Genomic DNA, 24767 nt, shown 5'->3' with positions numbered 1-24767 from the left:
ACACCCTACGACCCCACCAGGTGCACCCCCGAAGGCATTTCCGCCCCGCGCAGGAACGCCAGCAGCACGCTCTGGAACGCACGCCCGGCCGACGTCGGCGCCACGTCCGTCCGGTGTGCCAACGCCACGGTGCGGGTGGTCGTCGGAGCCAACGGCGTCCCGTGCAACGACCGCGCCGCCAGCACCGTGCTCGGCACGATCGCCACCCCCAACCCGACCTCCACGAACCGCAGCACGGCGTCCATCTCCCCGCCCTCCACCGCGAACCGCGGCTCGAACCCCGCCTGCCGACACGCCGCCAACGTCGTCTCCCGCAGGTCGTACCCCGGCCGGAACATCACCAACGGGTGCTCGCGCAGCTCCGTCAACGTCATCCGGGGCACACCCAGCGGCGCGGCCGACGCCACCACCAGCTCCTCCCGCAGCACCGGCACCACGGTCAACGCCCGGTCCGCGTCGGCCGGCGACACGATCACCAGCGCCAGGTCCAGCTCACCGGCCTCCAACGCCCGCACCAGGTCACGCGACCCGCCCTCGGTCACCGACACCTGGATCCCGGGGTACGCGTCGTGGTACCGCTTGATCACGTCCGCGAAGATGCTGCCGCACAGGCTCGGCGTCGCACCCACCCGCACCCGCCCCCGCCGCAGCCCCACCAGCTCGGCCACCTCCAGCCGCGCCGTGTCCACATCGGACAGGATCCGGGCCGCCACCGGCAGCAGCGCCTCACCCGCGGGCGTCAGCGTGACGTTGCCCCGCGCCCGGCTGAACAGCTCCGCGCCCAGCTCCTTCTCCAACGCGTGCACCTGCTTGGACAGTGAGGGCTGCGCCACACGCACCTCCGCCGCCGCACGCGTGAAGTGCCGCGTCCGGGCCACTGCCAGGAAGTACACGAGCTGCTGGAGCGTCATAGCCCCAGGCTATCTTCAGGCAGTTCACGATGTATTGGACGACTCGTCACACCCGTTCCTAGCGTCATCGACGTGGACACGATCGGGCTCTACCGCACCACCGTCGGCAAGAAAGTCGTCATGGCGGTCACCGGCGCCGGGCTGCTGCTGTACGTCGTCGTGCACATGCTCGGCAACCTCACGGTCTTCTCCGGCGCGGACGCGATCAACGGCTACGGCCGCTGGCTGCGCGAGATCGGCGCGGTCTGGCCGACGCGGGCGGCCCTGCTCGCCTGCGTGGTGCTGCACTTCGCCGCCGCCTACCAGCTGACCGCGAGAGCCCGCCGGGCCAAGGGCCGGTACGAGCACCGCAGGCGCGTCCAGGGCAGCTACGCGGCCCGCACCATGCGCTGGGGCGGCGTGATCATCGCCCTGTTCGTCGTCTACCACCTGCTCGACCTCACCGTCGGGTGGCTCAACCCGAACGGCGTCCCCGGCGAGATCCACGCCAACGTGGTCGCCGACTTCCGGCACTGGTACGTGGTGCTGGCGTACGCGGTCGCCGTGCTGGCACTCGGCTTCCACATCCGCCACGGCGTGTGGAGCGCCACCCAGACGCTGGGCGTCACCACCTCGCGCGTGATCGGCCTCGGTGTTGCCGCGGTGATCTGCGCCGGATTCCTCTCCGTCCCCTTCGCCGTCTTCACCGGATTGGTGAGCTGACATGACCTACCTAGAAGGCACCCCGATCGTCGACCGGCGCGCACCCTCCGGGCCGATCGAGAACCGCTGGGACCGCCGCCGGTTCTCCGCCCGGCTGGTCAACCCCGCGAACCGGCGCAACCGCAGCGTGATCGTGGTCGGCACGGGCCTCGCGGGCGGTTCGGCCGCGGCGACGTTGGCCGAGCTCGGCTACCAGGTCAAGTCGTTCTGCTACCAGGACAGCCCGCGCCGCGCGCACAGCATCGCCGCCCAGGGCGGCATCAACGCGGCCAAGAACTACCGCAACGACGGCGACAGCGTGCACCGGCTGTTCTACGACACCGTCAAGGGCGGCGACTTCCGCTCTCGCGAGTCGAACGTGCACCGGTTGGCGCAGATCAGCGTCGAGATCATCGACCAGTGCGTGGCGCAGGGCGTGCCGTTCGCCCGCGAGTACGGCGGCCTGCTGGACACCAGGTCGTTCGGCGGCGCCCAGGTCTCCCGCACGTTCTACGCCCGCGGCCAGACCGGGCAGCAGCTGCTGCTGGGCGCCTACCAGGCGTTGGAACGGCAGGTCGCCGCCGGACGCGTCGAGATGCACCCGCGCACCGAGATGCTCGACCTGGTCGTGGTGGACGACCGGGCCCGCGGGATCGTCGTGCGCGACCTCGTCAGCGGCGCGGTGTCCACCCACTTCGCGGACGCCGTCGTGCTCGCCACCGGCGGCTACGGCAACGTGTTCCACCTGTCCACCAACGCCAAGGGCTGCAACACCACCGCGATCTGGCGGGCGCACCGGCGGGGCGCGCTGTTCGCGAACCCGTGCTTCACCCAGATCCACCCCACGTGCATCCCGATCAGCGGCGACCACCAGTCGAAGCTCACCCTGATGAGTGAATCGCTGCGCAACGACGGCCGGGTGTGGGTGCCGCGGGACCCGCACGACACGCGTGCGCCGAACGACATCCCCGAAGCGGACCGGGACTACTTCCTGGAGCGCATGTACCCGGCCTTCGGCAACCTGGTGCCGCGCGACATCGCGTCACGGGCGGCCAAGAACATGTCCGACGAGAAGCGCGGCGTCTACCTCGACTTCGCCGACGCCGTCGACCGCCTCGGCGCGCTCGCCGTCGAACAGCGCTACGGGAACCTGTTCGAGATGTACCAGCGCATCACCGGCGACGACCCGTACCGGACGCCGATGCGCATCTACCCGGCCGTGCACTACACGATGGGTGGATTGTGGGTCGACTACGACCTCCGCTCCACGATCCCCGGCCTGTACGTGATCGGCGAGGCGAACTTCTCCGACCACGGCGCCAACCGGCTGGGCGCGTCGGCGCTGATGCAGGGCCTGGCGGACGGCTACTTCGTGCTGCCGGGCGTGATCGGCGACTACCTGGCGGACGCGCCGTTCGAGCCGGTGGACGACGGCCACCCGGTCGTCGCCGACACGATGTCCGAGGTGCGCGGCCGGGTGAAGACGCTGCTGGCCGTGGACGGTGACCGCACGGTCGAGTCGTTCCACCGCGAGCTCGGCAGGCTGATGTGGGACGAGTGCGGCATGGAGCGCGACGAGGCCGGGTTGCGCAAGGCCCTGGAGCGGATCCCGGAGCTGCGCGAGGAGTTCTGGCAGCGGGTGAAGGTGCCGGGCACCGGGGAGCGGCTGAACCAGGAGCTGGAGAAGGCCGGCCGGGTCGCGGACTTCTTCGAGCTGGCCGAGCTGATGTGCGTGGACGCCCTGCACCGCGAGGAGTCGTGCGGCGGGCACTTCCGGTCGGAGAGCCAGACACCCGACGGTGAGGCGTTGCGGGACGACGCGAACTACTCCTACGTCGCCGCCTGGGAGTACACGGGCGTCGGCCGACCGCCCGTGCTGCACAAGGAAGAGCTGGTCTTCGACCACGTCACGCCGAGCACCCGGAGCTACTCATGATGCTGACCCTGCGGATCTGGCGGCAGAGCGGCGCCACCGGGCGGTTGGTGGAGTACGCCGTGGACGACCTGTCGCCGGACATGTCCTTCCTGGAAGCGCTGGACGTGCTCAACGAGCGGTTGATCACGGCCGGGCAGGAGCCGGTGGCGTTCGACCACGACTGCCGCGAGGGCATCTGCGGCATGTGCGGAATGATGATCAACGGGATGGCGCACGGGCCGGAGCGGGCCACCACCGCCTGCCAGCTGCACCTGCGGCACTTCCGCGACGGTGACGTGGTGACCGTGGAGCCGTGGCGGGCCGAGCCGTTCCCGGTGGTGCGCGACCTGGTCGTGGACCGCTCCGCGTTCGACCGGATCGTGGCGGCGGGCGGGTACATCAGCGTCCCCGCCGGGTCCGCGCCGGACGCGCACGCCACCCCCGTGCCCAAGCCGGACGCGGACACGGCGTTCGAGGCGGCGGCGTGCATCGGCTGCGGCGCGTGCGTGGCCGCGTGCCCCAACGGGTCCGCCATGCTGTTCACCGCCGCGAAGGCCACGCACCTGGGCGTGCTGCCGCAGGGTCAGCCGGAGCGGTACTCGCGGGCGCGGGACATGGTGGCCGAGCACGACGCCTCCGGTTTCGGCGGCTGCACGAACACCGGCGAGTGCACGCCGGCGTGCCCCAAGGGCATCCCGCTGACCACCATCGCCCGCCTGAACGCCGACCTGCTGCGCGCTCACACCACCCGCAGCGACAGGTAACCCGTCCCGCACACCAGGAGCGTGGAGAGCAGCCCCAGGAGGAGCACCCTGGGGCTGGTCCGCAGGAGGCTCCGCAGCCGCACCGACGTGCCCAGACCGAACAGCGCGGCGGCCAGCACGACCGTCGTCCCGATCTTGGCCACAGCGAGCACACCGGTCGGCACCAACGGGCTGACCAGCATCAACGCCAGGAAACCGAGCAGGAAACCGGGTACCGGCGGCGCGCCCCGCCCGCCCACACCGGCCACGATCGGCGCCAGCAACGCCACCCGGCCGAGCTTCACCGCCATGGCCGTCGCCAAGCCACCGGCCGGCGCGGCCGCGGCCACCTGCGCGACCTCGTGCACGCTCAACCCGATCCACTGCGGTGAAGCGTCCAGCAGCGGCAGCACGACCATCGCCAGCGTGCCGCAGAGCGTGACGAGGGCGACGCTCGTGGCCACGTGCTCGTCCTCGCGGTCCACCCGACCCTCGACGGCGGCGATGGCCGACGCACCGCAGATGGAGAAGCCGCTGGCCACAAGAACGCACAAGCCGCGGGGCAGGCGCAGCCAGCGGCCGAGCAGGACCGTGCCGAAGAACGTGACCGAGACGGTGACCACGATCGCCACCAGGACGCCCGGTCCCAAAGCGACGAGTTGCACCACGGACAGCTGCAGACCGAGCAGCACCACCCCCGTGCGCAGCAGCACCCGCGTGACCCCGGCCAGGTCCGGCAGGCGTCCACCCACCAGCACACCCAGGACCAACGCGGCGATCAGCACACCGCCCACCCTCCGTCCCCGCGCACGCTTCCGGTAGCCGGCCATGAGGTCTGGGGTCATACCCTGTGGCTATGACCCCGGACCTCGAATCGCTGCGCCTGCTGGTGCTCGTCGGGGAGCTGGGCAGCCTCGGCCGGGCCGCCGAGGAGCTCGGCATCGCGCAGCCGTCGGCCAGCAAGCGCCTGTCCACACTCGAACGGCGACTCGGCGTCGTGCTGGTGGACCGGGGCCGGCGCGGCTCCGTGCTCACACCCGCGGGCGTGGTGGTGACCGAACGGGCCCGGCGGGTGCTGGACGAGGTCGCGGGCCTGGTGGAGGGCGCTCGCGCGCTGCGGTCGGCGCAGGAAGCCGAACTGCGCGTCGCCGCGAGCATGACCGTCGCCGAACACCTCGCGCCGGGCTGGATCGCCGAACTGCGCCGCACCCGGCCCGACCTGCGCGTCGGCCTGCGGGTGACGAACTCGGAGACGGTCGGCGCGCTCGTCCGCGACGGCGCGGTCGACCTCGGCTTCGTCGAAGCCCCGGGACCACCGCCACCAGGGCTGTCGTCCCGGGCAACGGCCGTGGACCGGCTCGCGCTGGTCGTCGCGCCAAGCCACCCGTGGTCCCGCGGGCGGCGACCCCTCACCCCGGCCGAACTGGCCGCGACACCGCTCGTGATGCGCGAACGCGGCTCCGGCACCCGCGACACCCTGGACCGGGCGCTGCCCGACGCGTGCCCGCCCGCGTTGGAGCTCGGCTCCACCACGGCGGTGCGCGGCGCCGTGGTCGCCGGTGTCGCCCCGGCCGTGCTCAGCGTGCTCGCCGCCGCCGTCGACCTCGCCGAAGGACGGCTCGTCGAAGTGCCCGTCGAACTCGACCTCCGCCGCGTCCTGCGCGCCGTGTGGCCCGCCGGGCGCAAGCTCGTCGGACCCGCCGCGGAACTCCTCGCGGTGGCCACCCGCCGTAGTTCAATGGAGCCATGAGCTGGTTGCGCCGACGCACCGAACCCGAACCCGCGCCCGTCCACCTGCCCAACCCGGACGAGGCCGCGGTCGCGTTCTGGCAGGAGTGGTTCGAACTGCTGCCCACCGTGAGCGCGGCACTCGGCGACGGCGAGTCGTACCGGGTCGAGGGCGAACTCGGCGCGCTGGTCGCCGGCATGCACCCCGACCTGGAGTTCTCCCTCGAACGCGGCCACCGCGCCATCTACGCCCTGGTGATCACCAGCCGGGAAGACCCCGGGCTGCGGCCCTACACCGACGCGTGGATCAAAGCCGCGCCGCCCGAGGACATGATCTGGGAGTACCACGACTCGGTGCCCCCCGTTCCCGACCCGACGGCCGTCACGATCAACCTCGGCCCCCGCCGCATCCGGCTCGCCGACGTCCGCGTGGTCGCACAGGTCTCCGACGGCCTCGTCGACGTCGCCGTGTACCACCCCGAGTTCGCGAACCTGGACGACAAGGCCAGGCAGACCATGACGTTCCTGCCCCTCGACGTCACTCTCGGTGAGCGACTGGCGGGCGAACGGCTGGGCCGGGTGGAAACCGCCGCCACCGAACCCGAGGGCACGATCGGCCTGCTCGAACTGCGCGACCTGGTCCGGGCGATGGTCGGGGATCCCTCCTGAAATTGTCGGACCCCCTGGCTACGCTCATGCCGTGACCAGCAACGACTCGTTGAACCCGACCCAGGCCCCCGCCGAGGGCGTCGAGGACGTGCCCGCCGACGTGCGCGCCCGGCACGCCGCGCTGGCCGAGGTGGTGCGCGGGCACCAGTTCCGCTACTACGTCCTCGACTCGCCGACGGTCAGTGACGGCGAGTTCGACGCGTTGCTCCGAGAGCTGGAAGCGCTGGAGCGGGCACACCCCGGCCTCGCCACCCCCGACTCGCCCACCCAGCTCGTCGGCGGCACGTTCTCGACCGAGTTCAAGGCGGTCGACCACCTGGAGCGGATGCTCAGCCTCGACAACGTCTTCTCGCCCGACGAGCTCCAGGCCTGGTACGAGCGCGTGCGCAAGGAGATCGGCCCCGACGCGCACTTCCTGTGCGAGCTGAAGATCGACGGGCTGGCCATCAACCTGCTCTACCAGGACGGACGGCTGGTCAGGGCGCTGACCCGCGGTGACGGGCGGACCGGCGAGGACGTCACGCTCAACGTCCGCACGCTGGAGAACGTGCCGGAGACGCTGACCGGCACCGACGAGTACCCCGTGCCCGCGCTGGTCGAGGTGCGCGGCGAGGTGTTCTTCGCGGTGGAGGACTTCCTGGAGCTCAACGCCCGCCTCGTGGAGGCCGGCAAGCCGCCGTTCGCGAACCCGCGCAACACCGCCGCCGGGTCGTTGCGGCAGAAGGACCCGAAGGTCACCGCGTCACGGCGGCTGCGGATGATCTGCCACGGCCTCGGCAAGCGCGAGGGCTTCGAGCTGACCAGGCAGTCCGAGGCGTACGAGGCGCTGCGGGCGTGGGGGCTGCCGGTGTCCTCGCACACCAAGGTGCTGAGCACGTTCGAGGAGATCGGCGAGCACGTCGAGTACTGGGGCGCGCACCGGCACGACGCCGTGCACGAGATCGACGGCGTGGTGATCAAGGTCGACGAGGTGTCGTCGCAGCGGCGCCTGGGCAGCACCTCGCGCGCGCCGCGGTGGGCCATCGCGTTCAAGTACCCGCCCGAGGAGGCCACGACGACCCTGCTGGACATCAAGGTGCAGGTCGGCCGCACCGGCCGCGTGACACCGTTCGCGGTGATGGAGCCCGTGAAGGTCGCCGGGTCCACGGTCGCGCGCGCCACCCTGCACAACGCCAGCGAGGTCAAGCGCAAGGGCGTGCTGATCGGCGACCGCATCGTGATCCGCAAGGCGGGCGACGTGATCCCCGAGGTCCTCGGCCCGGTGATCGACGCCCGACCGGACGACGCGTACGAGTTCGAGATGCCCCTGACCTGCCCCGAGTGCGGGCACGCGTTGCGGCCGATGAAGGAAGGCGACGTCGACATCCGCTGCCCCAACGCGGCCGGGTGCCCGGGGCAGCTGCGCGAGCGGCTCGCCTACCTCGCGTCCCGGTCGGCGCTGGACATCGAGGTGCTCGGCTTCGAAGCCGCAGCGGCGCTGGTCGACTCGCCCGTGTACGGCGACGAGGGGGACCTGTTCGACCTGGACGCGGACAAGCTGGCACAGGTCGACCTGTTCCGCACCAAGGACGGTGAGCTGACCGCGAACGCCGTGAAGCTGCTGGACAACCTGGAGACGGTCAAGCAACGTCCACTGTGGAGAGTCCTGGTGGCGCTGTCGATCCGTCACGTGGGGCCGACGGCGGCCCGTGCGTTGGCGCAGGAGTTCGGTTCCCTGGAGCGCATCGTCGAGGCCACGGAGGAGGAGCTGGCGGCCGCGGAGGGCGTGGGTCCGACGATCGCGACGGCCGTGCGCGAGTGGGTGGAGACCCCGTGGCGGCAGGTGGTCGTGGACAAGTGGCGTGCCGCGGGGGTGCGCACGGCGGAGGAACGCGACACCTCGATCCCGCGCAACCTGGAGGGGCTGTCGATCGTGGTGACGGGGTCGCTGGAGACGTTCTCGCGTGACGAGGCGAAGGAGGCGATCCTGACGCGCGGCGGCAAGGCGGCGGGCTCGGTGTCGAAGAAGACGGCGTTCGTCGTGGTCGGCGAGTCACCGGGTTCCAAGGCGGACAAGGCACTTCAGCTCAAGGTCCCGGTCCTGGACGAACCGGGCTTCCGGCTCCTGCTGACCGAAGGCCCCGACGCCGCGGCCAAGGTCGCCAAGGTCACCGAAGACCCCGCCCCGGACCAAAACCCCACCCCGGAACCAGAGGGGGAGTCCGCCACAACAGAACCCTAACCGCGAGCCCTCGCACCGCCCTGACCAGCACTTTCCCGAACCATCCCGAACACGATCGAGTGATCATGCCAAATCGACCAACCAAAACGCCGTTATCCACAACCTCAAACGTCGGTTGAAACAACGAGGCCGGCAACCAACCCCGTCCCCGGCTACCCCCACGACCGAACACTCCACGACCGAACACTCCACGACCGGGCACTCGACGCGGGAACCGGAACCCCAACCAAACGACCATCACCACCCAACCCTGACCGCACCCGCACCCGCCCCCGCCCTGACCCCGCCGATCCCCGGCCGCCACCCGCCACCGAACCCTGACCGTCACCCGCCACCGACCTCGACCGCCACACGCCGCCGAGCCCTGACCGCCACACGCCGCCGAGCCTTGACCGGGACTCAGCCTTGACCACCATCGATCCCTGACCGCCGCCCAGTCGCCATCCAGCTGTGGCCGCGGTCGAGCGGTGAACGCCGATCGCACGCGTGGGCCTTGACCAGGCATGTAAGCCTTGACCAGGGATGTGGGCCTTGACCACGCACGTGGGCTGCGATCAGACGCGTGGACCGAGGAACAGGCCGCCACTGGCGTCGATCACCTGGCCGGTGATCCAGCGGGCGGCGTCGGAGGCGAGGAAGGCGACCACGTCGGCGATGTCGTCGGCCTCGCCCAGTCGGCCGAGTGCCGTCGAGCCGGTGATGAACTCGGTCAGGCCTGGTGCTTTGAAGATCGCACCGTTGGCCGGTGTCCGCGTGGCGCCGGGGGCGACCGCGTTCACCGTGATGCCGCGGTCGCCGAGTTGGTTGGCCAACGTCAGGCTCATCGTCTCGACCGCGCCCTTGGTCATGGCGAACGACGTCTGGGCGGGGTTGGCCATGCGGGTTGCCACGGACGAGATCGTGATGATGCGGCCGCCGTCGCGGAGCAGTGGCAGGGCTCGCTGGATGATGAAGTACGGCGCCCGCACGTTCACCGCGAAGAGGTGGTCGAACTCGGCCCGCGTCGTGGCCCCTAGCGGGCCGGCGGGGGTGGCTGCGGCGTTGTTGACCAGGATGTCGAGCGGTCGCCCGGCCAGGCCGGCCTCGACTCCCGCGAAGAGGGCCTCGACGTCGCCGTCGACGCCCAGTTCCGCTCCGACGGCGATGGCGGTTCCGCCGGTGCGTTCGATCTCGGCGACCGTCGCCGTCGCGCCGTCCTCGTCGGTGCCGAAGTGCGCGATGACCATCGCGCCATCCGCTGCCAGTCGGGCGGCGATCGCCCGTCCGATGCCGCGTGACGCGCCCGTCACGAGTGCCGTTCTGCCGGTCAAGCCGGTCGGGTCGGGCATGGCGGGTACCCCCAAGGATTGTTAGCGGCTACCAAGTTGGTAGTCACTACCACTACGGTAGTGTCTATCACATGCCCGACAGGCCCTCAACGCTGCGAGCGCAGCGGCGAGCCGAGACCCAGCGCACGATCCAGGCGCACGCGGTGCGGTTGTTCACGCAGCGCGGTTACGACGCGACGACCGTCACCGATGTCGCCGAGGCGGCGGGCGTTTCGCCCATGACCGTGTACCGGCACTTCCCGACGAAGGAAGACCTCGTGCTGGTCGACCAGCACGGCCGCCTCATCGCCGAGCGGATCGCGGCGTCGTCCGCCGACCAGCCCCTGGTGCGTCGCATCGGCAGCGCGCTCATCGACGCGGCCGCGACGTTGACCAGCGACGGCGGCGACGGCGTTGGCCGCAGCGGCGGCAGTGGCGGGAAAGAACTGGGGACGGACGAGAGGTTCCTGCTCGCCCGCCTCCAGCTCATGATCTCGACGCCCGCCCTGCGCGCCAAGCACCTCGACAACTCCTACGCCCTCCAGCAGGCGATCGTCGGCGCCCTCCTACCCGACGACACCGCCGATCCCGACACGACCTTCCACGCCCGAGCGGCGGCGAGTGCCTGCCTCGCGGCCATGCACACGGCTCTGGTGCGCTGGGCCGAAGACGACGGGCGGACCTCGTTGCCCGACGTCATCGCGAAAGCGCTCGCCGCCGCCTTCGGCGTCACCGAGGCCGGTACACGGACACGTGCCCCCGGCTCGAACCGGTGAACGGGCGCCGGTCCCACGTCTCATGACGTTCGGTCAGCCGGAGCCCGGCCCGTTCCGCCATGAGGTCCAGCTCACCGGGGTAGCTGTACCGCTGCGCGTGCGGCTTCAACCGGATGCCGTCCGCCGTGAAGATCACCTTCTGGCTGACGAACCGCTGCCCCGCCAGGTCGACGTCGTACACCTCGATCGCCGCCGACCCGACGTCCGCCCACAGCGCCTGCACCCGCTTGCCATCGGGGAAGCGGGACGGGTCCGGCACGTAGGTCTCGACCACGAACGCGCCGTCCGGCTCCAGCACCCGCGCCACGTTCGCGAAGCAGTCCGCCTGCCGCCGCACGTCCACCAGGTTGAAGATCGTGTTGAACACCAGGTACACCACCGCGAACCGACCCGTCACGGGCACGTCCGCCATGTCCCCGATGGTCACGGGGATCGCCGCACCGCCCGGTTTCGCGGCCAGCTTCGCCGCCATCAGCTCCGACCCCTCCACCCCCTCCACGGGCACGCCCCGCGCGGCCAGGGGCAGGGCCACGCGGCCGGTGCCGACGGCCAGCTCCAGAGTCCGCCGACCGGCCGCCAGCTCGGCCAGGAAGTCGACCGCCGGGGTCGGGTCGAGCACGGTGCCACCGTCGTAGTCCTCGGCCCACACGGTGCCGAAGAACGCCGGGTCACCGATCACGTCGTAGGAGTGGTCAGACAAGGCTTCCTCCGCAACACTCAGTCGGTCCGCCGCGTCACCCGCAGCAGGTATTCCTTGCGGTTCAACGGGTTCTGATCCGAACGCGCGCGCACGGGCGCGACGCCCCGCACCGGCGCGTAGTGCGAGAACGACGTCTCCAGCACACCCTCGCCACGGGTCAGCGCGGGCAGGCTCCGCTGGAACCCGTGCACGAACGCCGCCGGGATCTCGCCCTCCACCACGCTCACCCGCCCACGCGGCACGCTGCTCAGCGGCACCGCCCGCAGCCGCGCCATCGCGGGCGTCAGCACACCGAGCACGTCACCAGGCGCCTCCACCGTGAACCGGTGCACGGGCGAGAGCACCTCGGTCCCGGCCGAACGCAGCGCCGACATCAACACCAAGGGGGTCAACGACCGGAAGTCGCCCGCCGTGCTCGACATGCTCTTGTCGAAGGTCGCGTGCGCGTGCGACTGCCGCGCCCAGTACCCGGCATGCGTCATCGTCACCGCGCACTCGGTGACCTGCCACCCGCACAGCCCCTGCCCGAGCGCCTCCCGCACGGTCTCCTCGACCGCCTTGAAGAACGCGAACGGCATGGACCCGAGCTCGACACCCAGCCGGAAGGTCACCCCGTCGCCCGGCTCCACCCGCAGCCCCACCGTGGCCAGGAACGGGTTGCCCCCGGTGCCGATGGTCTCCACCGCCGCACCCACCCCGACCGGCCGTTCCAGGCAGATGGTGGTCGTCTCGCGGAACTCCACCGCCAGCCCGTACTCGTCGGCCAACGTCGCCTGCAGCACCTCCTTCTGCACCTCGCCGTACAGCGACACCCACAGCTCCCGCCGCTCGTCGTCCTGCCGCAGGTCGATCAACGGGTCCTGCTCGGCCAGCTGCGTCAGCGCCGCGTGCAGCGCACCCCGGTCGTCGTCCCGCGACGGCACGACGACCGTCTCCAACGTGGGCGGCGCGAACCGGTGCCCCGACGAGGACGCTGGCGGTGGCACGCCGAGGACGTCGCCGATCCGGACGTCCTCCAACCCCCACAGCTTCGCCACCTGCCCGGGGTGAACGGCGTCGCGGCGCACCGCGCCACCCCGCGAGAACACGCTCAGCGCGGTGACCTTCTCCCCGCCGGGCAGGCGATCGCGCACGCGCACCGTCCCGGAGAACATCCGCACGTACGCGATCCGCTCACCGGCCGGCCCGCGCTCCACCTTGAACACCGACCCGGACACCGGCCCGTCGGGATCACCGGACGACGCGGGCAGCATCCGCGCGACCCCGGCCAGCAACTCGGGCACGCCCGCACCCGTGATCGCGGAGCCGAAGTACACCGGGTGCACCTCGCACCGCCGCGTCTGCGCTGCTACCACCGGCCCGAGGTCGGGCGCCGCCCGCCCCTCGACGTAAGCGGCCAGCACGGCGTCGTCGTGCTCTGCCAACACCTCGACAGCGCCATCCTCGACAGCGCCATCCTCGACCGCGCCATCCTCGACCGCGCCGCCCCCGATCCCCGGCACGACCGAAGCCGCACGGGTGCCGGCGTCACGCACCCGCCCCATCGCGACCACGGCGGGCGTCAGGAAGTCGGCGACGTCCCGCAGCACGGCACCGGGCCGCGCCCCACCCCGGTCGACCTTGTTCACGAACACGAGCGTCGGGATGCGCAACCGCCGCAACGCCCGCATCAGCACCCGCGTCTGCGCCTGCACGCCCTCGACCGCCGACACCACCAGCACCGCGCCGTCGAGCACGCCGAGGACCCGTTCCACCTCGGCGATGAAGTCCGGGTGACCGGGTGTGTCGACCAGGTTGACCGTCGTGCCGCCCACGTCGAACGACACCACCGCGGCCTTGATGGTGATGCCGCGCCGCCGTTCCAGGGCCAGCGAATCGGTCTGCGTGGTGCCGTCGTCGACGCGACCGACCTCGTCGATGACACCGGCGGCGTGCAGCAGCCGCTCGGTCAGGCTCGTCTTACCGGCGTCGACGTGCGCCAGGATCCCCAAGTTCAGCGTTCGCACCAAGCGTCATGTCCTCTTCGAGACAGGCGAATACGACCTTCTGGAAGGGCATGACAGCCGGCACGGCGGTTCTCCTCGGTCGACGACAAGGACGACGGCCACCAAAGCAGCCGGGCGGGAAGCCGGGCAACCGATTAACGCTTCGACGTCACGTCCGGGAAGCGCCTGACCCAGCGCTTCTGCCAGGGCGTTTCCACCGCGCGCCGGCTGTAGTTGGCCCGCGTCCACGCCACGGCCTCACCCGATGGGACGCCCGCCAGCACGGCCAGGCAGGCGATCACCGTGCCGGTTCGGCCCACGCCGCCGCCGCACGCCACCTCGACCCGCTCACCGGCCGCGGCCCGCGCGTGCAGGTCCCGGATCAGCGCCACGGCGTGCTCCGGCGACCTGGGCAACCGGAAGTCCGGCCACTCGACCCACTCGTGCGGCCACGAGGGGGCGTCCGCGCGCGCCATCACGTCGCGTCGCATCCGGGGCGAGCCGAGGTACAGCGCGTAGTCCGGCGTGCCCTCGGGCGTCGGGTTCCGCAGGCCGCGGCCGCGCACGCGCGCGCCGTCGGGGAGTTCGATCGCACCGGGAAGAGTCATCCCGACATCATCGCGCCCGCAGTCCTGCGGTCGACGCGGAGGTGGCACCGGCATCCGGCCCACATCCGGCCCGAATCTTGATCGAACCCCTTCCCCCGCAGTGGTCTCCGACGACAATCGGGACGTCCGTTGACGTGGAGAGGAACCAGATGGCCGACATCGTGGTGAGGCCCGCCCGGGAAGAGGAGTGGGCGGCGGCGGGTGCGATCACCGTGGCCGCCTACCGAGCCGACCGCCACATCGACAGCCACACCGGCGGGTACGCCGACACGCTCGTCGATACGCGGACCCGTGCCCGCGAGGCGGAACTGCTGGTCGCGGTGGACGTGGAGAAGACCGTGCTCGGCACCGTCACGGTGGTCCGGCCCGGCACCCCGTACGCCGAGGTCAGCCGGGACGGCGAGGTGGAGTTCCGGATGCTCGCGGTGAGCCCGTCCGCCCGCGGTCGCGGTGTGGGCGAGGCGTTGGTGCGGGCGGTGATCGTGCGGGCGCGCGAGCTCGGCGCGCGGCGGTTGGTGATGAGCAGTTCCGAGCACATGACCACGGCGCACCGGCTCTACCAGCGGCTGGGGTTCCAGCGGCTGCCCGAGCGCGACTGGCGGCCGGTGCCGGGCGTGGACGTGACCGCGCTCGGGTTCAGCCTCGAACTCGCATGATCTCGTCGCGCAGGGACCGGTCCCGCGCGGCCCGGTCGTAGAGCAGCTCCACCAGCGTCGCGTGGTCGAGCCCGGCGAGGCGGACGCGCAGCTCCTCGTCCTCCGCGTCCGGCGGCGGCACGGTCAGGTCGCGCTCCAGCAGCACCAGGCCGACCGCGACGCAGTGCTTGCAGAAGAAGCCCTGCGACCCGTACGGGCACGTGCAGGTGCCGGCCAGGTGGGTGCCCTCCCAGTGCAGCGCGACCCGGTACTCGGCCGTGCCGACCACGACGCCTTCCACGTGCCGTGAGCGCACCGCCAACTCGACCACGGAGTCCCGGTAGGTCAGCCCGCGCCAGTACGACTTGGCGCCCGCGTGGTGGCGCAGCAGGGCTGGGGTCAGCGTCGGCATGGCGGTATCCAACACCTTGTGGTTCGGTGGGTTTCGTGCTCCAGGCTTGTCTGAACGGCGCCCGCGAGTCGGGCAGCCACCCTAGTCTGCCGATCACCCCGCAGCAGCTGGCGGCCGACGCTGCGGCGTGCGCCGAGTCGGGCGTGACGTCGTTCCACGTGCACCCTCGTGACGTGGTCGGGTTGGAGGTGCTGGCCGGTCCGGAGGTCGCCACCGCGGTCTCCGTGGTCCGGGGCGTGGTGCCGCACGCGGAGATCGGCGTGACCACCGGGGCGTGGATCGTGCCGGACCCCGTGCGGCGGGCGGAGTTGGTGCGCGGGTGGGCGGGGTTGGCCGCCGGGCGTCCGGACTTCGCCTCGGTCAACGTCCACGAGGACGGCTGGCGTGAGGTCGCCGCCGCGTTGCGCGACGCGGGTGTCGGGATCGAGCTGGGTGTGTTCCACGAGCGGGCTGCTCGGACTCTGGTGGACGCCGGGGTGCCCGCGGGGACGGTGCGGGTGTTGGCCGAGGTGCGGCCGGGGGAGACGACGGCCGACGCGCAACGGCTGCTCGACCTGCTCGGGCCGCTGGGGGTGCCGATCCTGCTGCACGGCGAGGACGACAGCGCGTGGCCGGTGCTGCACTACGCGTTGTCGCTCGGGCTCGACACACGAGTCGGGCTGGAGGACACGCTCACCGCCCGTGACGGCTCGGCGGCGGTGGACAACGCACAGCTCGTGCGGCTGGCTCTCGGGCTTCGACGCTGACGCCGGTGCGGCGAAAAGCACTGGTAGAGCGGGTGTTCGCCGTGGTTTCGTTGGGCCATGGTGTCCACTGACCGGCTCATCGCCTTCGCGGCCATGTCGTTCCTGCTGATCGTGATACCCGGACCCAGCGTGCTGTTCGTGGTCGGCCGGGCGTTGGCGCAGGGCAGGCGTGCCGCGCTGATCACGGTCCTGGGCAACACGCTCGGTGCCTACGCCCTCGTCGTGGCCGTCGCGTTCGGTGTCGGTGCGATCGTGGAGCGGTCGGCGGTCGTGTTCACGACCCTGAAGCTCGTCGGTGCGGCGTACCTGGTGTACCTGGGGGTGAAGGCGGTGCGGCGGCGCGGGGCTCTGCACGCGTCGTTCACCGGTGGTGGTCCGGCGCACGGGGGTCTGCGCACCTTGTGGGAGGGCTTCGCGGTCGGCGTGGCCAACCCCAAGACGATCGTGTTCTTCGCCGCCGTGCTGCCGCAGTTCGTGGACCGCGCGCAGGGCAACGTGGCGGTGCAGATGCTCGTGCTCGGCCTGGTGTTCAACGTCATCGCCGTGGCGTCGGACAGCGTCTGGGGCCTGGCCGCCGCCACCGCCCGCGGCTGGTTCGCCCGCTCACCCCGCCGCCTCGCCCTGGTGGGCGGCTTCGGCGGCCTGACCATGATCGGCCTGGGCGTCACCATCGCCACCACCGGCCGCAACACCTGAAAACGCGCGTGTCCTACCTTCGCGTCACGCGTGTCCTACGTTCAGGACCCCCGAGTTGAACACTCAGAACAAGATCGACTGTTCTGAGTGTTCAACTCGGGGTACGCGAACGTAGGACACGCACGACGCGAACGTAGGACACGCGCGTTCTGAACGTAGGACACGCGGGTTCTGGAGGTAGGACACGCTGGTCAGTCGGGGAGGACGACGGAGACGATGCCGGCCAGGTGGGCGAGGCGGGCGACCTCGGCGGCGCGGAACATCGGGCCGCCCGGGCGGCCCACCAGCAGGACGCGGTCCGGTTTGCCCAGCGGGGTGGCGGCCAGTTCGGTGCCCAGTTCCTGCCAGGTGGCGGGCACCCAGTCGTCCTCGCCGTCCAGCACGGTCGCCCGGGCCAGCGGGAGCCACGGCGGGGTCTGGAGCTTCGTCTCGGGCGCGGCCGAGGAGGAGGTCATGCGGTGCGCGGTGCCGCCGTCCCACGAGACGACCACCGCCCACCCCGCACGGATGATCTTCGGCACGCCCTCGGTGAAGATCGCGAGGCCGTTGCGCGGGTCCTCGGCGACGTCCTCCACCAGTTCCAGCTCGCGGTGGGTGTCCAGCACACCCGCGTACGGCCGGACCGCGTCCACCTCGACCCCGTCGATGGACTCCGCGGCCGTGATCAGCACGTCCGGCAACCGCCCGGACGGCAGCTCCACCACCAGGTCGTCGATGGCCAGGCCGGCCCCGCGCTCCACCACGTCCACGCTGAGGATGTCGGCCCCGATCGCGCCGAGCGCGGAGGCGACCGCGCCCAGTGTGCCGGGACGGTCCGGGAGCTGGACCCGGATCAGGAAGGACACGGTGCACGCCTCCAAAGGCTGTGGTGGAGCATCGAGGTGGAAACTCGCCGATCGATGATTCTGGCAGACGCAGCTTCGCTTTCCGACCCACCAGGCGCGTTGCACACGGGTAAAATCGCGCACCCACGCGCGCGAGCGCGGGTAACCCGGTCGAGGCCCCGTCTGACCAGCCAATAGACTCGGCGGGTTCCCAATCCGAAAAACCGACCCACGGGGGTTGACGAGGTGCCCAGCATCTCCCGCGACGAGGTCGCGCACCTGGCCCGCTTGGCGAGGCTCGCCGTCACCGACGACGAGCTGGACCTGTTCGCCGGCCAGTTGGACGTGATCCTGCAGTCGGTGGCCACGGTGGGCGACATCGCCACCGCGGACATCCCGCCCACTTCGCACGCCGTTCCGCTGACCAACGTGTTCCGCGAGGACGTGGTGCGTCCCAGCCTCGGTCAGCAGCAGGCGCTCGCGGGCGCCCCCGCCGCCGAGGACGGTCGTTTCCGCGTGCCCCGCATCCTGGGGGAGGAAGCATGACCGCCGACCTGACCCGCGCCACGGCCGCCGAACTGGCCGCCAGGATCGCGAGCCGCGAGGTCTCCGCGGTGGAGGTCGCGCAGGCCCACCTCGACCGGATCGCCGAGGTCGACGGCGCGATCCACGCGTTCCTGCACGTCGACACCGAGGGCGCGCTGACCGCGGCCCGCAAGGTCGACGACGACATCGCCGCGGGCGCCCACGTGGGTCCGCTGGCCGGCGTGCCGATCGCGCTCAAGGACGTGCTCACCACCGAGGGCGTGCCGACCACGGTCGGTTCGAAGATCCTCGAAGGCTGGCTGCCGCCCTACGACGCCACGGTCACCCGCAGGCTCAAGGAAGCCGGCGTGGTGATCCTCGGCAAGACCAACATGGACGAGTTCGCGATGGGTTCCTCCACCGAGAACTCCGCCTACGGCCCGACCCGCAACCCGTGGGACACCGACCGCATCCCCGGCGGCTCGGGCGGTGGCTCGGCGGCGGCGCTGGCCGCGTTCGAGGCGCCGCTGTCGATCGGCACGGACACCGGCGGCTCGATCCGCCAGCCCGGCTCGGTCACCGGCACGGTCGGCGTGAAGCCCACCTACGGCGGTGTGTCGCGCTACGGCCTGGTGGCGTTCTCGTCGTCGCTGGACCAGGCCGGGCCGTGCGCCCGCACGGTGCTGGACGCGGCCCTGCTGCACGAGGTCATCGCCGGGTACGACCCGATGGACTCGACCTCGATCGACGCGCCGGTCCCGCCGGTGGTCGCGGCGGCGCGCGAGGGCGCGAGCGGCGACCTGTCCGGTGTGCGCGTCGGCGTGGTCACGCAGTTCAGCGGCGAGGGCTACCAGCCGGGCGTGCTGCGCAGCTTCGAGGCGGCCGTGGCGCAGCTCAAGCAGCTGGGCGCGGAGGTCGTCGAGGTCTCCTGCCCGAGCTTCGACTACGCGCTGCCGGCGTACTACCTGATCGCGCCCAGCGAGGCGTCGTCCAACCTGGCCCGGTTCGACGCGATGCGGTACGGCATCCGCGTGGGCGACGACGGCACCCGCAGCGCCGAGGAGGTCATGTCGCTGACCCGCGAGGCCGGTTTCGGCCCCGAGGTGAAGCGCCGCATCATGATTGGCACGTACGCGCTGTCGTCGGGCTACTACGACGCGTACTACGGCTCGGCGCAGAAGGTGCGCACGCTCATCAGCCGCGACTTCGACGCCGCGTTCGCCACCGTGGACGTGCTGGTCTCCCCGACGACGCCGACCACGGCGTTCCGGATCGGCGAGCGCACCGGCGACCCGATGGCGATGTACAAGGCGGACCTGTGCACGATCCCGGCGAACCTGGCCGGGAACGCCGCGATGAGCGTGCCCAGCGGACTGTCCGACGAAGACGGCCTGCCGGTCGGCCTGCAGATCATGGCGCCCGCGTTGCAGGACCACCGGATGTACCGGGTGGCGGCGGCGTACGAGGTGGCGCGTGACGCGGCCCTGGGCGCGCCGGTCATCAGCGGCGTGCCGCAGTTGGCGGGTGCCCGGTGAAGCGCGGACGCACGATCCTGTCGCTGGTCGGCGCCGCGGGTGCGGCCACCAGCGCGTTCTCCACGTTGAAGGCGGCCCGCGGCAAGAACGACAAGCTCGCGCTGGCCAACGCGGTGGCGAGCATCCTGGTGGCGATCACCGGTGCGGCGCTGGCCGTGCGGGGTCTGCGGAAGGACGGGAAGGCATGACGTCGGTGCACGAGCTGATGGACTACGCCGAGGTCATCGAGCGCTTCGACCCGGTGCTCGGGCTGGAGGTGCACGTCGAGCTGCACACCAACACCAAGATGTTCTGCGGCTGCGCGAACGTCTTCGGCGGCGAGCCCAACACGCAGGTCTGCCCGACCTGCCTCGGCCTGCCCGGCGCGCTGCCCGCGCTCAACGGCCAGGCGGTGGAGTCGGCGATCCGGATCGGGTTGGCGCTCAACTGCGAGATCGCCGAGTGGTGCCGGTTCGCCCGGAAGAACTACTTCTACCCGGACATGCCGAAGAACTTCCAGACCTCGCAGTACGACGAGCCGATCGCGTTCAACGGCTTCCTCGACGTGACGCTGGACGACGGCTCGCTGTTCCGGGTCGAGATCGAGCGCGCGCACATGGAGGAGGACACCGGCAAGTCGCTGCACGTCGGTGGCGCGACGGGCCGCATCCACGGCGCGGAGCACTCGCTGCTGGACTACAACCGCGCCGGCGTGCCGCTGATCGAGATCGTCACCAAGCCGATCACGGGCACCGGTGAGCGGGCGCCCGAGGTGGCGCGCGCCTACGTCACGGCGTTGCGCGACCTGTTGAAGGCGCTCGACGTGTCGGACGTCCGGATGGACCAGGGTTCGCTGCGCTGCGACGCGAACGTGTCGCTGATGGCCAAGGACGCGACCGAGTTCGGCACCCGCACCGAGACCAAGAACGTGAACTCGCTGCGCAGCGTCGAGCGGGCGGTGCGGTTCGAGATGACCCGCCAGGGTGCGCGGCTGGCGGCCGGCGGCACGATCACGCAGGAGACCCGGCACTTCGACGAGTCGACCGGCAGCACGTCGTCGGGGCGGACCAAGGAGACGGCGGAGGACTACCGGTACTTCCCGGAGCCCGACCTGGTGCCGATCGCGCCGTCGCGCGAGTGGGTCGACCAGCTGCGCGGGACGCTGCCGGAGCTGCCGTGGGAGCGCCGCAAGCGGGTGCAGCAGGAGTGGTCGTTGACCGACGCCGAGCTGCGCGACCTGGTCAACGCCGGTGCGGTGGACCTGGTGGCGGCCACCGTCGACGCGGGCGCCACGCACACCGAGGCCCGGTCGTGGTGGGCGGCCTACCTGACCAAGGAGGCCAACGCCCGGGGCGTCGAGCTGGCCGAGCTGGGCATCACGCCGGTGCAGATCGCGCGGGTCGTCGCGCTGGTGAACGCCGGTGAGCTGACCAACAAGCTCGCCCGCGAGGTGGTCACCGGTGTGCTGAACGGCGAGGGCGAGCCCGAGGCGGTCATCGAGGCGCGGGGGTTGAAGGTCGTCTCCGACGACTCCGCGCTGGAGCGGGCGGTGGACGAGGCGCTGGCCGCGCAGCCGGACGTGGCGGCGAAGATCCGCGACGGCAAGGTGGCGGCGGCGGGTGCGATCGTCGGCGCGGTGATGACGGCGACGAAGGGTCAGGCGGACGCCAAGCGCGTGCGTGAGCTGATCATCGCCCGCTGCTCGTAGCGGGTGGTCCGGCGGTGGGGCGGGGTCGCGCGACGCGGCCCCACCCCACCGCCGTCGCATGTCCGGGGCCCGTGCGTCCACACGCGGGTGGAGTCGCCTTATTGCGGACCCAGAGTGCCTGCACTCTGTTAATACGTTCGCCCATTCGAGTGGTAACACTGGTCGAAACACCTCTTCGGTGCTGGTAGCGAAGCTCAAGATCGGCACGTTGGTCGCTCTCGGTAAATTTCCTCCGCTCAGGTGCGTCCATCTGTGTCAGGCTTGAGCCGTTCGGGAGGGTCGGGGGGCTCACCGGATCGGCAATCAGACCCAGAGGATGCCCCGTCCAGGGGACCCGTTGTAGGGGAGGCAACGCCATGACTCGTACTGACCCGAAGCTCGTCGCCGAGATCGACGCCATCGAGGACCGGATCGTCGACGAGGCGACCGACACCGAGTCGACCGAGGTCGACCTGCTCGTCGGCGGTGGTGTCGAGCCGACCGGCGGCCCGTACAAGCCGACCGGCGACCCGGCCGTCGACCCGCTGGTCACGCCGATGGGCGGCCCGTACAAGCCGACGGGCGACCCCGAGACGAACGGTGGCCCGTACAAGCCCACCACGGACGAGCCGACGGCCGCCACCCAGACGAGGTAGCGCCCGCCGACCGGGGTGACGTCGCACCGGATGCCGCCGGCCCCAGGCCGGCGGCACCCGCTCGGTGCCTGTGATCTCATATGACCGTGCCTTCGCAGAGCCCCGCCGGCGGACCACGCGGGAGGCGCGGCTCCGCCGGACCCGGCCACGCGGTCGCACGGGCCCGGCAACTGCACCGCAGCGCGTTGGACGCGGCCACCGCCGACCGCCACCCCGCCGCCATCCGGCAGATGCGCAAGGGCCTGTCGCTGCTGGAGACCGAGGGGATCGACCCGCAGGAACGCCTGGAGGTCCGCACCCGGCTGCGCAACACCCTGGCGTTCTGCCTGGCCGAGACCGGCAAGGTGGACGACGGCCTCACCCAGCTCGCGGGCGTGGACGCAGAGCTCGTCGGCCTGCGGGACGAGGCGTTGCGGGCGCACCTGTCGACCCTGGTCAACCTCAACCGCGCCGCCCTGCTGTGCCGGGTCGGCCGCATCGACGAGGGCATCGCCCAGCTGGACCGGGAGATCGACCGCAGCGAACGCCGCCTCGCCGCGCACGCCGCCCCGATCGCCGACTCCGCCGGCGGTGACCCCGACGCCGTCGACCTGCTCGCGCTGGCCCTGTCCAACCGGGGCAACGCGCACGGCGAGGTGCACCGCCACGACAAGGCCGTCCGCGACCTCAACCGCGCCGTCGAGCTCGCCGACGCCCACGACCTGCCGCTGCGCGCCGCGATCGCCAAGCACGCCTTGGGCAACGCGGTGCAGCGCGCCGGCGACATCCCGGCCGCGCTGCGCCACTACCACGAGGCCAACCGGGCGTTCCAGGACCTCGAACCGGGCCTGCTGCTGCGCCTGCGCATCGACCAGGCCGAGGCGATGATCAGCGTCGGGCTGGCCGACGAGGCGGGCCGGCTGCTGGACGAGGTGCTGCCCGAACTGCGCCGCCAGCGCATCGGGCAGGACGTCGCCGAGGCCGAGCTGTTCCGCGCGGCGGCCGCGTTGCAGGACGGCGACCTCAGGCTGGCCCGGCGGATGGCGACCTCGGCGCAGCGCAAGCTGGTCGGTCGCGGCAGCCCGGCGTGGGCGGCGGTCGCGGGGCTGATCGCGTTGCGGGTGGACGCGGTGCGCGCGCTGGAGTCGCGGCGCCCGGTCGCCGAGGTGGTGCGGCGGGCGATCGAGCTGTCCGCGGAGCTGGCCGGGCTGAAGCTCGCCGACCAGGCCGCGTTCGCGCTGGTGCTGGCGGCCCGCCTGGAGATCCGCCGCGGCGACCCGGACCGGGGCGCCGAACTGCTGCGCAGCGTGCCCAAGTCGCGCCGGATCGCGCCGATCGACCACCGGATGCTGCTGCGGCTGTGCCGGGCGGAGCTGGCGCTGGCCCGCGGCAACCACCGGGTGGCGTTGGCGCAGGCCAAGGCGGGGCTGGCCGAGCTGGGCCGGATGCGGGACCGGCTCGGCGGGTTGGAACTGGTGTCCGGCACCGCCGTGCACGGCCGTGAGCTGGGCGAACTCGCCGTGCGGCTGGTGCTGCGCGGCCGTGACTCGGCGGCCAACGCCAAGCGCCTGTTCACCTGGCTGGAGCGCACCAGGGCCCAGCTGTACCGGTACGACCCGGCGGAGTCCACAGTGGATTCGGAGCTGGGTGAGCGCATCGCCGACGTGCGCAGGCTCAGCCGCGTGCTGCTGCGCGCCCGCCTCGACGGCCTGCCGACCGGTGAGCTGGAGGCGCGGCTCAAGGCGAGCCAGCGCGCCGCCACCCGGATGGGGTGGAGCGCGAGCCCGTGGGGCACGCCGCGCCCGGTCGTCACGCCGGACGAGGTGCTGGGCCGGTTGTGCGGGCGGGCCGTGGTGAGCTTCGCGGTGTCCGGCGACGAGCTGATCGCCGTCGTGTTCGCCGGTGAACGGGTCCGCATGGTGCGCCTGGGCTCCGCCGCCGCCGCCACCGAGGGCGCACGCCGCCTGCACGCCGACCTCAACGCGCTCGCGCCCGACCACCTCCCGGCGCCGCTGGTCGAGGTGATCTCGGCGTCCGCGCGCCGCGAGGCGGAGAAGCTCGACCGGCTGCTGCTGCGCCCGCTGGCGCCGATGATCGGGGACCGGTCCCTGGTCGTGGTGCCCACGGGCGCGCTGTACGTGGTGCCGTGGGGTGTGCTGCCGACGTGCGCCAACCGGCCGACGACGGCCGTGCCGTCGGCCACCGCGTGGATGTCGGCGATCCGCGAGGCGCGTGAGGTCGCCGACGGCGTGCTGCTGGTGCGCGGCCCCGGGTTGCAGGCCGCGCAGGGCGAGATCGACCGGCTCGCGGGCTACCACGGCGGCGCGACGACGCTCGGCGTCACCGAGGCCAGGGTCGGCAAGGTGCTGGCGGCGCTGGACGGCGTGGAGCTCGCGCACATCGCCGCGCACGGCGAGCACGAGCAGGAGAACGCGTTGTTCTCACGGCTGGAGCTGGTGGACGGCGCGCTGTTCGCGCACGAGATCGGCCGGGTGCGCAGGCCGCCGCACCAGGTCGTGCTGGCCGCGTGCGAACTGGCGTTGAACCGGGTGCGGCCCGGTGACGAGCCGCTGGGGTTCGCCGGCGCGCTGCTGGCCAGTGGCGCGCGCACGGTGATCGCCGCGTCCAGCCGGGTCGGCGACCGGCCGTCGGCGGCGGCGATGGCCGACTTCCACCGCAACCTCGCAGGCGGCGCGTCACCGGCGGTGGCGCTGGCCGAGGCGGTCGCCGTGGACCCGCTGCGTCGCCCGTTCGTGTGCCTCGGCGCCGGGTGAGCGGCTGACCAGCCGTTCGACCGGTTGACCGGGATCACCCGCACCCACTAGTCAGGGTGGAGGAGTTCTTCGGCG

General features: G+C 71.9%; 24 protein-coding genes. 16 read left to right on the top strand and 8 right to left on the bottom strand.

All coding sequences use genetic code 11. The features are described 5' to 3' along the window. Positions 1-5: 5 nt before the first annotated feature. On the bottom strand, positions 6-911 hold the full coding sequence (locus AB0K14_RS16615) for a LysR family transcriptional regulator (protein WP_360447009.1): 906 nt from the start codon (positions 909-911) through the stop codon (positions 6-8). A 72-nt stretch (positions 912-983) separates the two neighbouring features. Between AB0K14_RS16615 and AB0K14_RS16610 the strand changes: the two genes are divergently transcribed. Genes AB0K14_RS16610 through AB0K14_RS16600 form a run of 3 tightly spaced genes read left to right on the top strand, consistent with a single transcriptional unit; the run spans position 984 to position 4271 of the window. Beyond that, positions 984-1613 (top strand): succinate dehydrogenase cytochrome b subunit, encoded by a 630-nt coding sequence (locus AB0K14_RS16610; protein ID WP_360447011.1) that lies wholly within the window; start codon positions 984-986, stop codon positions 1611-1613. A gap of 1 nt (position 1614) precedes the next feature. Next, positions 1615-3528: a fumarate reductase/succinate dehydrogenase flavoprotein subunit gene (locus tag AB0K14_RS16605; protein WP_360447013.1), complete on the top strand. Its 1914-nt coding sequence runs from the start codon at positions 1615-1617 to the stop codon at positions 3526-3528. Next, positions 3525-4271 (top strand): succinate dehydrogenase/fumarate reductase iron-sulfur subunit, encoded by a 747-nt coding sequence (locus AB0K14_RS16600; RefSeq protein ID WP_360447015.1) that lies wholly within the window; start codon positions 3525-3527, stop codon positions 4269-4271. The genes AB0K14_RS16605 and AB0K14_RS16600 overlap by 4 nt, the downstream gene beginning before the upstream one ends. On the opposite strand, the gene AB0K14_RS16595 is transcribed toward AB0K14_RS16600, so the two are convergent. After that, on the bottom strand, positions 4247-5095 hold the full coding sequence (locus AB0K14_RS16595; protein ID WP_360447017.1) for a putative sulfate exporter family transporter: 849 nt from the start codon (positions 5093-5095) through the stop codon (positions 4247-4249). The two genes, AB0K14_RS16600 and AB0K14_RS16595, sit on opposite strands and share 25 nt — an antisense overlap. Before the next feature lie 11 nt (positions 5096-5106). Between AB0K14_RS16595 and AB0K14_RS16590 the strand changes: the two genes are divergently transcribed. From AB0K14_RS16590 to ligA, 3 genes are read left to right on the top strand one after another with little or no spacing between them, the layout of a single operon-like run. Continuing rightward, positions 5107-6000, top strand: coding sequence for a LysR substrate-binding domain-containing protein (locus tag AB0K14_RS16590; protein ID WP_360447019.1), 894 nt, complete (start codon positions 5107-5109; stop codon positions 5998-6000). Then, complete coding sequence (locus AB0K14_RS16585) at positions 5997-6647, top strand: hypothetical protein (protein WP_360447021.1); 651 nt, start codon at positions 5997-5999, stop codon at positions 6645-6647. The genes AB0K14_RS16590 and AB0K14_RS16585 overlap by 4 nt, the downstream gene beginning before the upstream one ends. 31 nt (positions 6648-6678) lie before the next feature. Further along, complete coding sequence (gene ligA, locus AB0K14_RS16580; protein ID WP_360447023.1) at positions 6679-8868, top strand: NAD-dependent DNA ligase LigA; 2190 nt, start codon at positions 6679-6681, stop codon at positions 8866-8868. A 554-nt stretch (positions 8869-9422) separates the two neighbouring features. Here ligA and AB0K14_RS16575 read toward each other — a convergent pair. Then, complete coding sequence (locus tag AB0K14_RS16575) at positions 9423-10196, bottom strand: SDR family oxidoreductase (RefSeq protein WP_360447025.1); 774 nt, start codon at positions 10194-10196, stop codon at positions 9423-9425. 71 nt (positions 10197-10267) lie between these two features. Here AB0K14_RS16575 and AB0K14_RS16570 point away from each other — a divergent pair, with 71 nt between their 5' ends. Then, positions 10268-10951, top strand: coding sequence for a helix-turn-helix domain-containing protein (locus AB0K14_RS16570; protein ID WP_360447027.1), 684 nt, complete (start codon positions 10268-10270; stop codon positions 10949-10951). Here the strand turns inward: AB0K14_RS16570 and AB0K14_RS16565 are convergent. The 3 genes from AB0K14_RS16565 to AB0K14_RS16555 all read right to left on the bottom strand — a co-directional run bounded on the left by AB0K14_RS16565 (position 10905) and on the right by AB0K14_RS16555 (position 14244). Next, a complete protein-coding gene (locus AB0K14_RS16565) occupies positions 10905-11651 on the bottom strand; it encodes a class I SAM-dependent methyltransferase (RefSeq protein ID WP_360447029.1) in 747 nt (248 codons plus the stop codon). The two genes, AB0K14_RS16570 and AB0K14_RS16565, sit on opposite strands and share 47 nt — an antisense overlap. A gap of 17 nt (positions 11652-11668) precedes the next feature. Beyond that, positions 11669-13657: a translation factor GTPase family protein gene (locus AB0K14_RS16560; protein WP_360447031.1), complete on the bottom strand. Its 1989-nt coding sequence runs from the start codon at positions 13655-13657 to the stop codon at positions 11669-11671. Positions 13658-13791: 134 nt separating this feature from the next. Continuing rightward, positions 13792-14244, bottom strand: coding sequence for a protein-tyrosine phosphatase family protein (locus AB0K14_RS16555; protein WP_360447033.1), 453 nt, complete (start codon positions 14242-14244; stop codon positions 13792-13794). Between the two features lie 149 nt (positions 14245-14393). Here AB0K14_RS16555 and AB0K14_RS16550 point away from each other — a divergent pair, with 149 nt between their 5' ends. Beyond that, a complete protein-coding gene (locus tag AB0K14_RS16550) occupies positions 14394-14900 on the top strand; it encodes a GNAT family N-acetyltransferase (RefSeq protein WP_360447035.1) in 507 nt (168 codons plus the stop codon). Here the strand turns inward: AB0K14_RS16550 and AB0K14_RS16545 are convergent. Then, on the bottom strand, positions 14881-15291 hold the full coding sequence (locus tag AB0K14_RS16545; RefSeq protein ID WP_360447037.1) for an SWIM zinc finger family protein: 411 nt from the start codon (positions 15289-15291) through the stop codon (positions 14881-14883). The two genes, AB0K14_RS16550 and AB0K14_RS16545, sit on opposite strands and share 20 nt — an antisense overlap. Before the next feature lie 26 nt (positions 15292-15317). Between AB0K14_RS16545 and AB0K14_RS16540 the strand changes: the two genes are divergently transcribed. Continuing rightward, positions 15318-16037: a 3-keto-5-aminohexanoate cleavage protein gene (locus tag AB0K14_RS16540; RefSeq protein WP_360447039.1), complete on the top strand. Its 720-nt coding sequence runs from the start codon at positions 15318-15320 to the stop codon at positions 16035-16037. A gap of 57 nt (positions 16038-16094) precedes the next feature. Continuing rightward, positions 16095-16733 (top strand): LysE family translocator, encoded by a 639-nt coding sequence (locus AB0K14_RS16535; RefSeq protein WP_360447041.1) that lies wholly within the window; start codon positions 16095-16097, stop codon positions 16731-16733. A gap of 191 nt (positions 16734-16924) precedes the next feature. Here the strand turns inward: AB0K14_RS16535 and AB0K14_RS16530 are convergent, their stop codons facing one another. Beyond that, complete coding sequence (locus AB0K14_RS16530) at positions 16925-17578, bottom strand: amino acid-binding protein (protein ID WP_360447043.1); 654 nt, start codon at positions 17576-17578, stop codon at positions 16925-16927. Between the two features lie 225 nt (positions 17579-17803). Between AB0K14_RS16530 and gatC the strand changes: the two genes are divergently transcribed. The 6 genes from gatC (at position 17804) to AB0K14_RS16500 (ending at position 24692) form a co-directional block, all read left to right on the top strand. Next, positions 17804-18103, top strand: coding sequence for an Asp-tRNA(Asn)/Glu-tRNA(Gln) amidotransferase subunit GatC (gatC, locus tag AB0K14_RS16525; protein ID WP_015104569.1), 300 nt, complete (start codon positions 17804-17806; stop codon positions 18101-18103). Then, positions 18100-19617, top strand: coding sequence for an Asp-tRNA(Asn)/Glu-tRNA(Gln) amidotransferase subunit GatA (gene gatA, locus AB0K14_RS16520; RefSeq protein WP_360447045.1), 1518 nt, complete (start codon positions 18100-18102; stop codon positions 19615-19617). The genes gatC and gatA overlap by 4 nt, the downstream gene beginning before the upstream one ends. Beyond that, complete coding sequence (locus AB0K14_RS16515) at positions 19614-19805, top strand: hypothetical protein (RefSeq protein WP_033437546.1); 192 nt, start codon at positions 19614-19616, stop codon at positions 19803-19805. The genes gatA and AB0K14_RS16515 overlap by 4 nt, the downstream gene beginning before the upstream one ends. Beyond that, complete coding sequence (gene gatB, locus AB0K14_RS16510; RefSeq protein ID WP_360447048.1) at positions 19802-21304, top strand: Asp-tRNA(Asn)/Glu-tRNA(Gln) amidotransferase subunit GatB; 1503 nt, start codon at positions 19802-19804, stop codon at positions 21302-21304. Before AB0K14_RS16515 ends, gatB begins: the two co-directional genes overlap by 4 nt. 356 nt (positions 21305-21660) lie before the next feature. Further along, complete coding sequence (locus AB0K14_RS16505; RefSeq protein WP_360447050.1) at positions 21661-21939, top strand: hypothetical protein; 279 nt, start codon at positions 21661-21663, stop codon at positions 21937-21939. 86 nt (positions 21940-22025) lie between these two features. After that, the gene (locus AB0K14_RS16500; protein ID WP_360447052.1) at positions 22026-24692 is read left to right on the top strand and encodes a CHAT domain-containing protein; all 2667 of its coding nucleotides are present in this window, start codon (positions 22026-22028) and stop codon (positions 24690-24692) included. Positions 24693-24767: the final 75 nt, after the last annotated feature.

The organism is Actinosynnema sp. NPDC050801, from assembly GCF_040673975.1.
Lineage (GTDB): Bacteria > Actinomycetota > Actinomycetes > Mycobacteriales > Pseudonocardiaceae > Actinosynnema.
The sequence above is the reverse complement of the archived record's forward strand: the minus strand, read 5'-3'. Positions and strand labels throughout refer to the sequence as shown.

What these genes read in the sequence shown, in the direction of transcription:
- AB0K14_RS16545 (WP_360447037.1), bottom strand. Translation starts at nt 15,291, where the DNA reads ATGCCGACGCTGACCCCAGCCCTGCTGCGCCACCACGCGGGCGCCAAG.
- AB0K14_RS16575 (WP_360447025.1), bottom strand. Translation starts at nt 10,196, where the DNA reads ATGCCCGACCCGACCGGCTTGACCGGCAGAACGGCACTCGTGACGGGC.
- AB0K14_RS16595 (WP_360447017.1), bottom strand. Translation starts at nt 5,095, where the DNA reads ATGACCCCAGACCTCATGGCCGGCTACCGGAAGCGTGCGCGGGGACGG.
- AB0K14_RS16585 (WP_360447021.1), top strand. Translation starts at nt 5,997, where the DNA reads ATGAGCTGGTTGCGCCGACGCACCGAACCCGAACCCGCGCCCGTCCAC.
- AB0K14_RS16600 (WP_360447015.1), top strand. Translation starts at nt 3,525, where the DNA reads ATGATGCTGACCCTGCGGATCTGGCGGCAGAGCGGCGCCACCGGGCGG.
- AB0K14_RS16615 (WP_360447009.1), bottom strand. Translation starts at nt 911, where the DNA reads ATGACGCTCCAGCAGCTCGTGTACTTCCTGGCAGTGGCCCGGACGCGG.
- AB0K14_RS16570 (WP_360447027.1), top strand. Translation starts at nt 10,268, where the DNA reads ATGCCCGACAGGCCCTCAACGCTGCGAGCGCAGCGGCGAGCCGAGACC.
- gatA (WP_360447045.1), top strand. Translation starts at nt 18,100, where the DNA reads ATGACCGCCGACCTGACCCGCGCCACGGCCGCCGAACTGGCCGCCAGG.
- AB0K14_RS16590 (WP_360447019.1), top strand. Translation starts at nt 5,107, where the DNA reads ATGACCCCGGACCTCGAATCGCTGCGCCTGCTGGTGCTCGTCGGGGAG.
- AB0K14_RS16605 (WP_360447013.1), top strand. Translation starts at nt 1,615, where the DNA reads ATGACCTACCTAGAAGGCACCCCGATCGTCGACCGGCGCGCACCCTCC.
- AB0K14_RS16535 (WP_360447041.1), top strand. Translation starts at nt 16,095, where the DNA reads ATGGTGTCCACTGACCGGCTCATCGCCTTCGCGGCCATGTCGTTCCTG.
- gatB (WP_360447048.1), top strand. Translation starts at nt 19,802, where the DNA reads ATGACGTCGGTGCACGAGCTGATGGACTACGCCGAGGTCATCGAGCGC.
- AB0K14_RS16505 (WP_360447050.1), top strand. Translation starts at nt 21,661, where the DNA reads ATGACTCGTACTGACCCGAAGCTCGTCGCCGAGATCGACGCCATCGAG.
- AB0K14_RS16555 (WP_360447033.1), bottom strand. Translation starts at nt 14,244, where the DNA reads ATGACTCTTCCCGGTGCGATCGAACTCCCCGACGGCGCGCGCGTGCGC.
- AB0K14_RS16550 (WP_360447035.1), top strand. Translation starts at nt 14,394, where the DNA reads ATGGCCGACATCGTGGTGAGGCCCGCCCGGGAAGAGGAGTGGGCGGCG.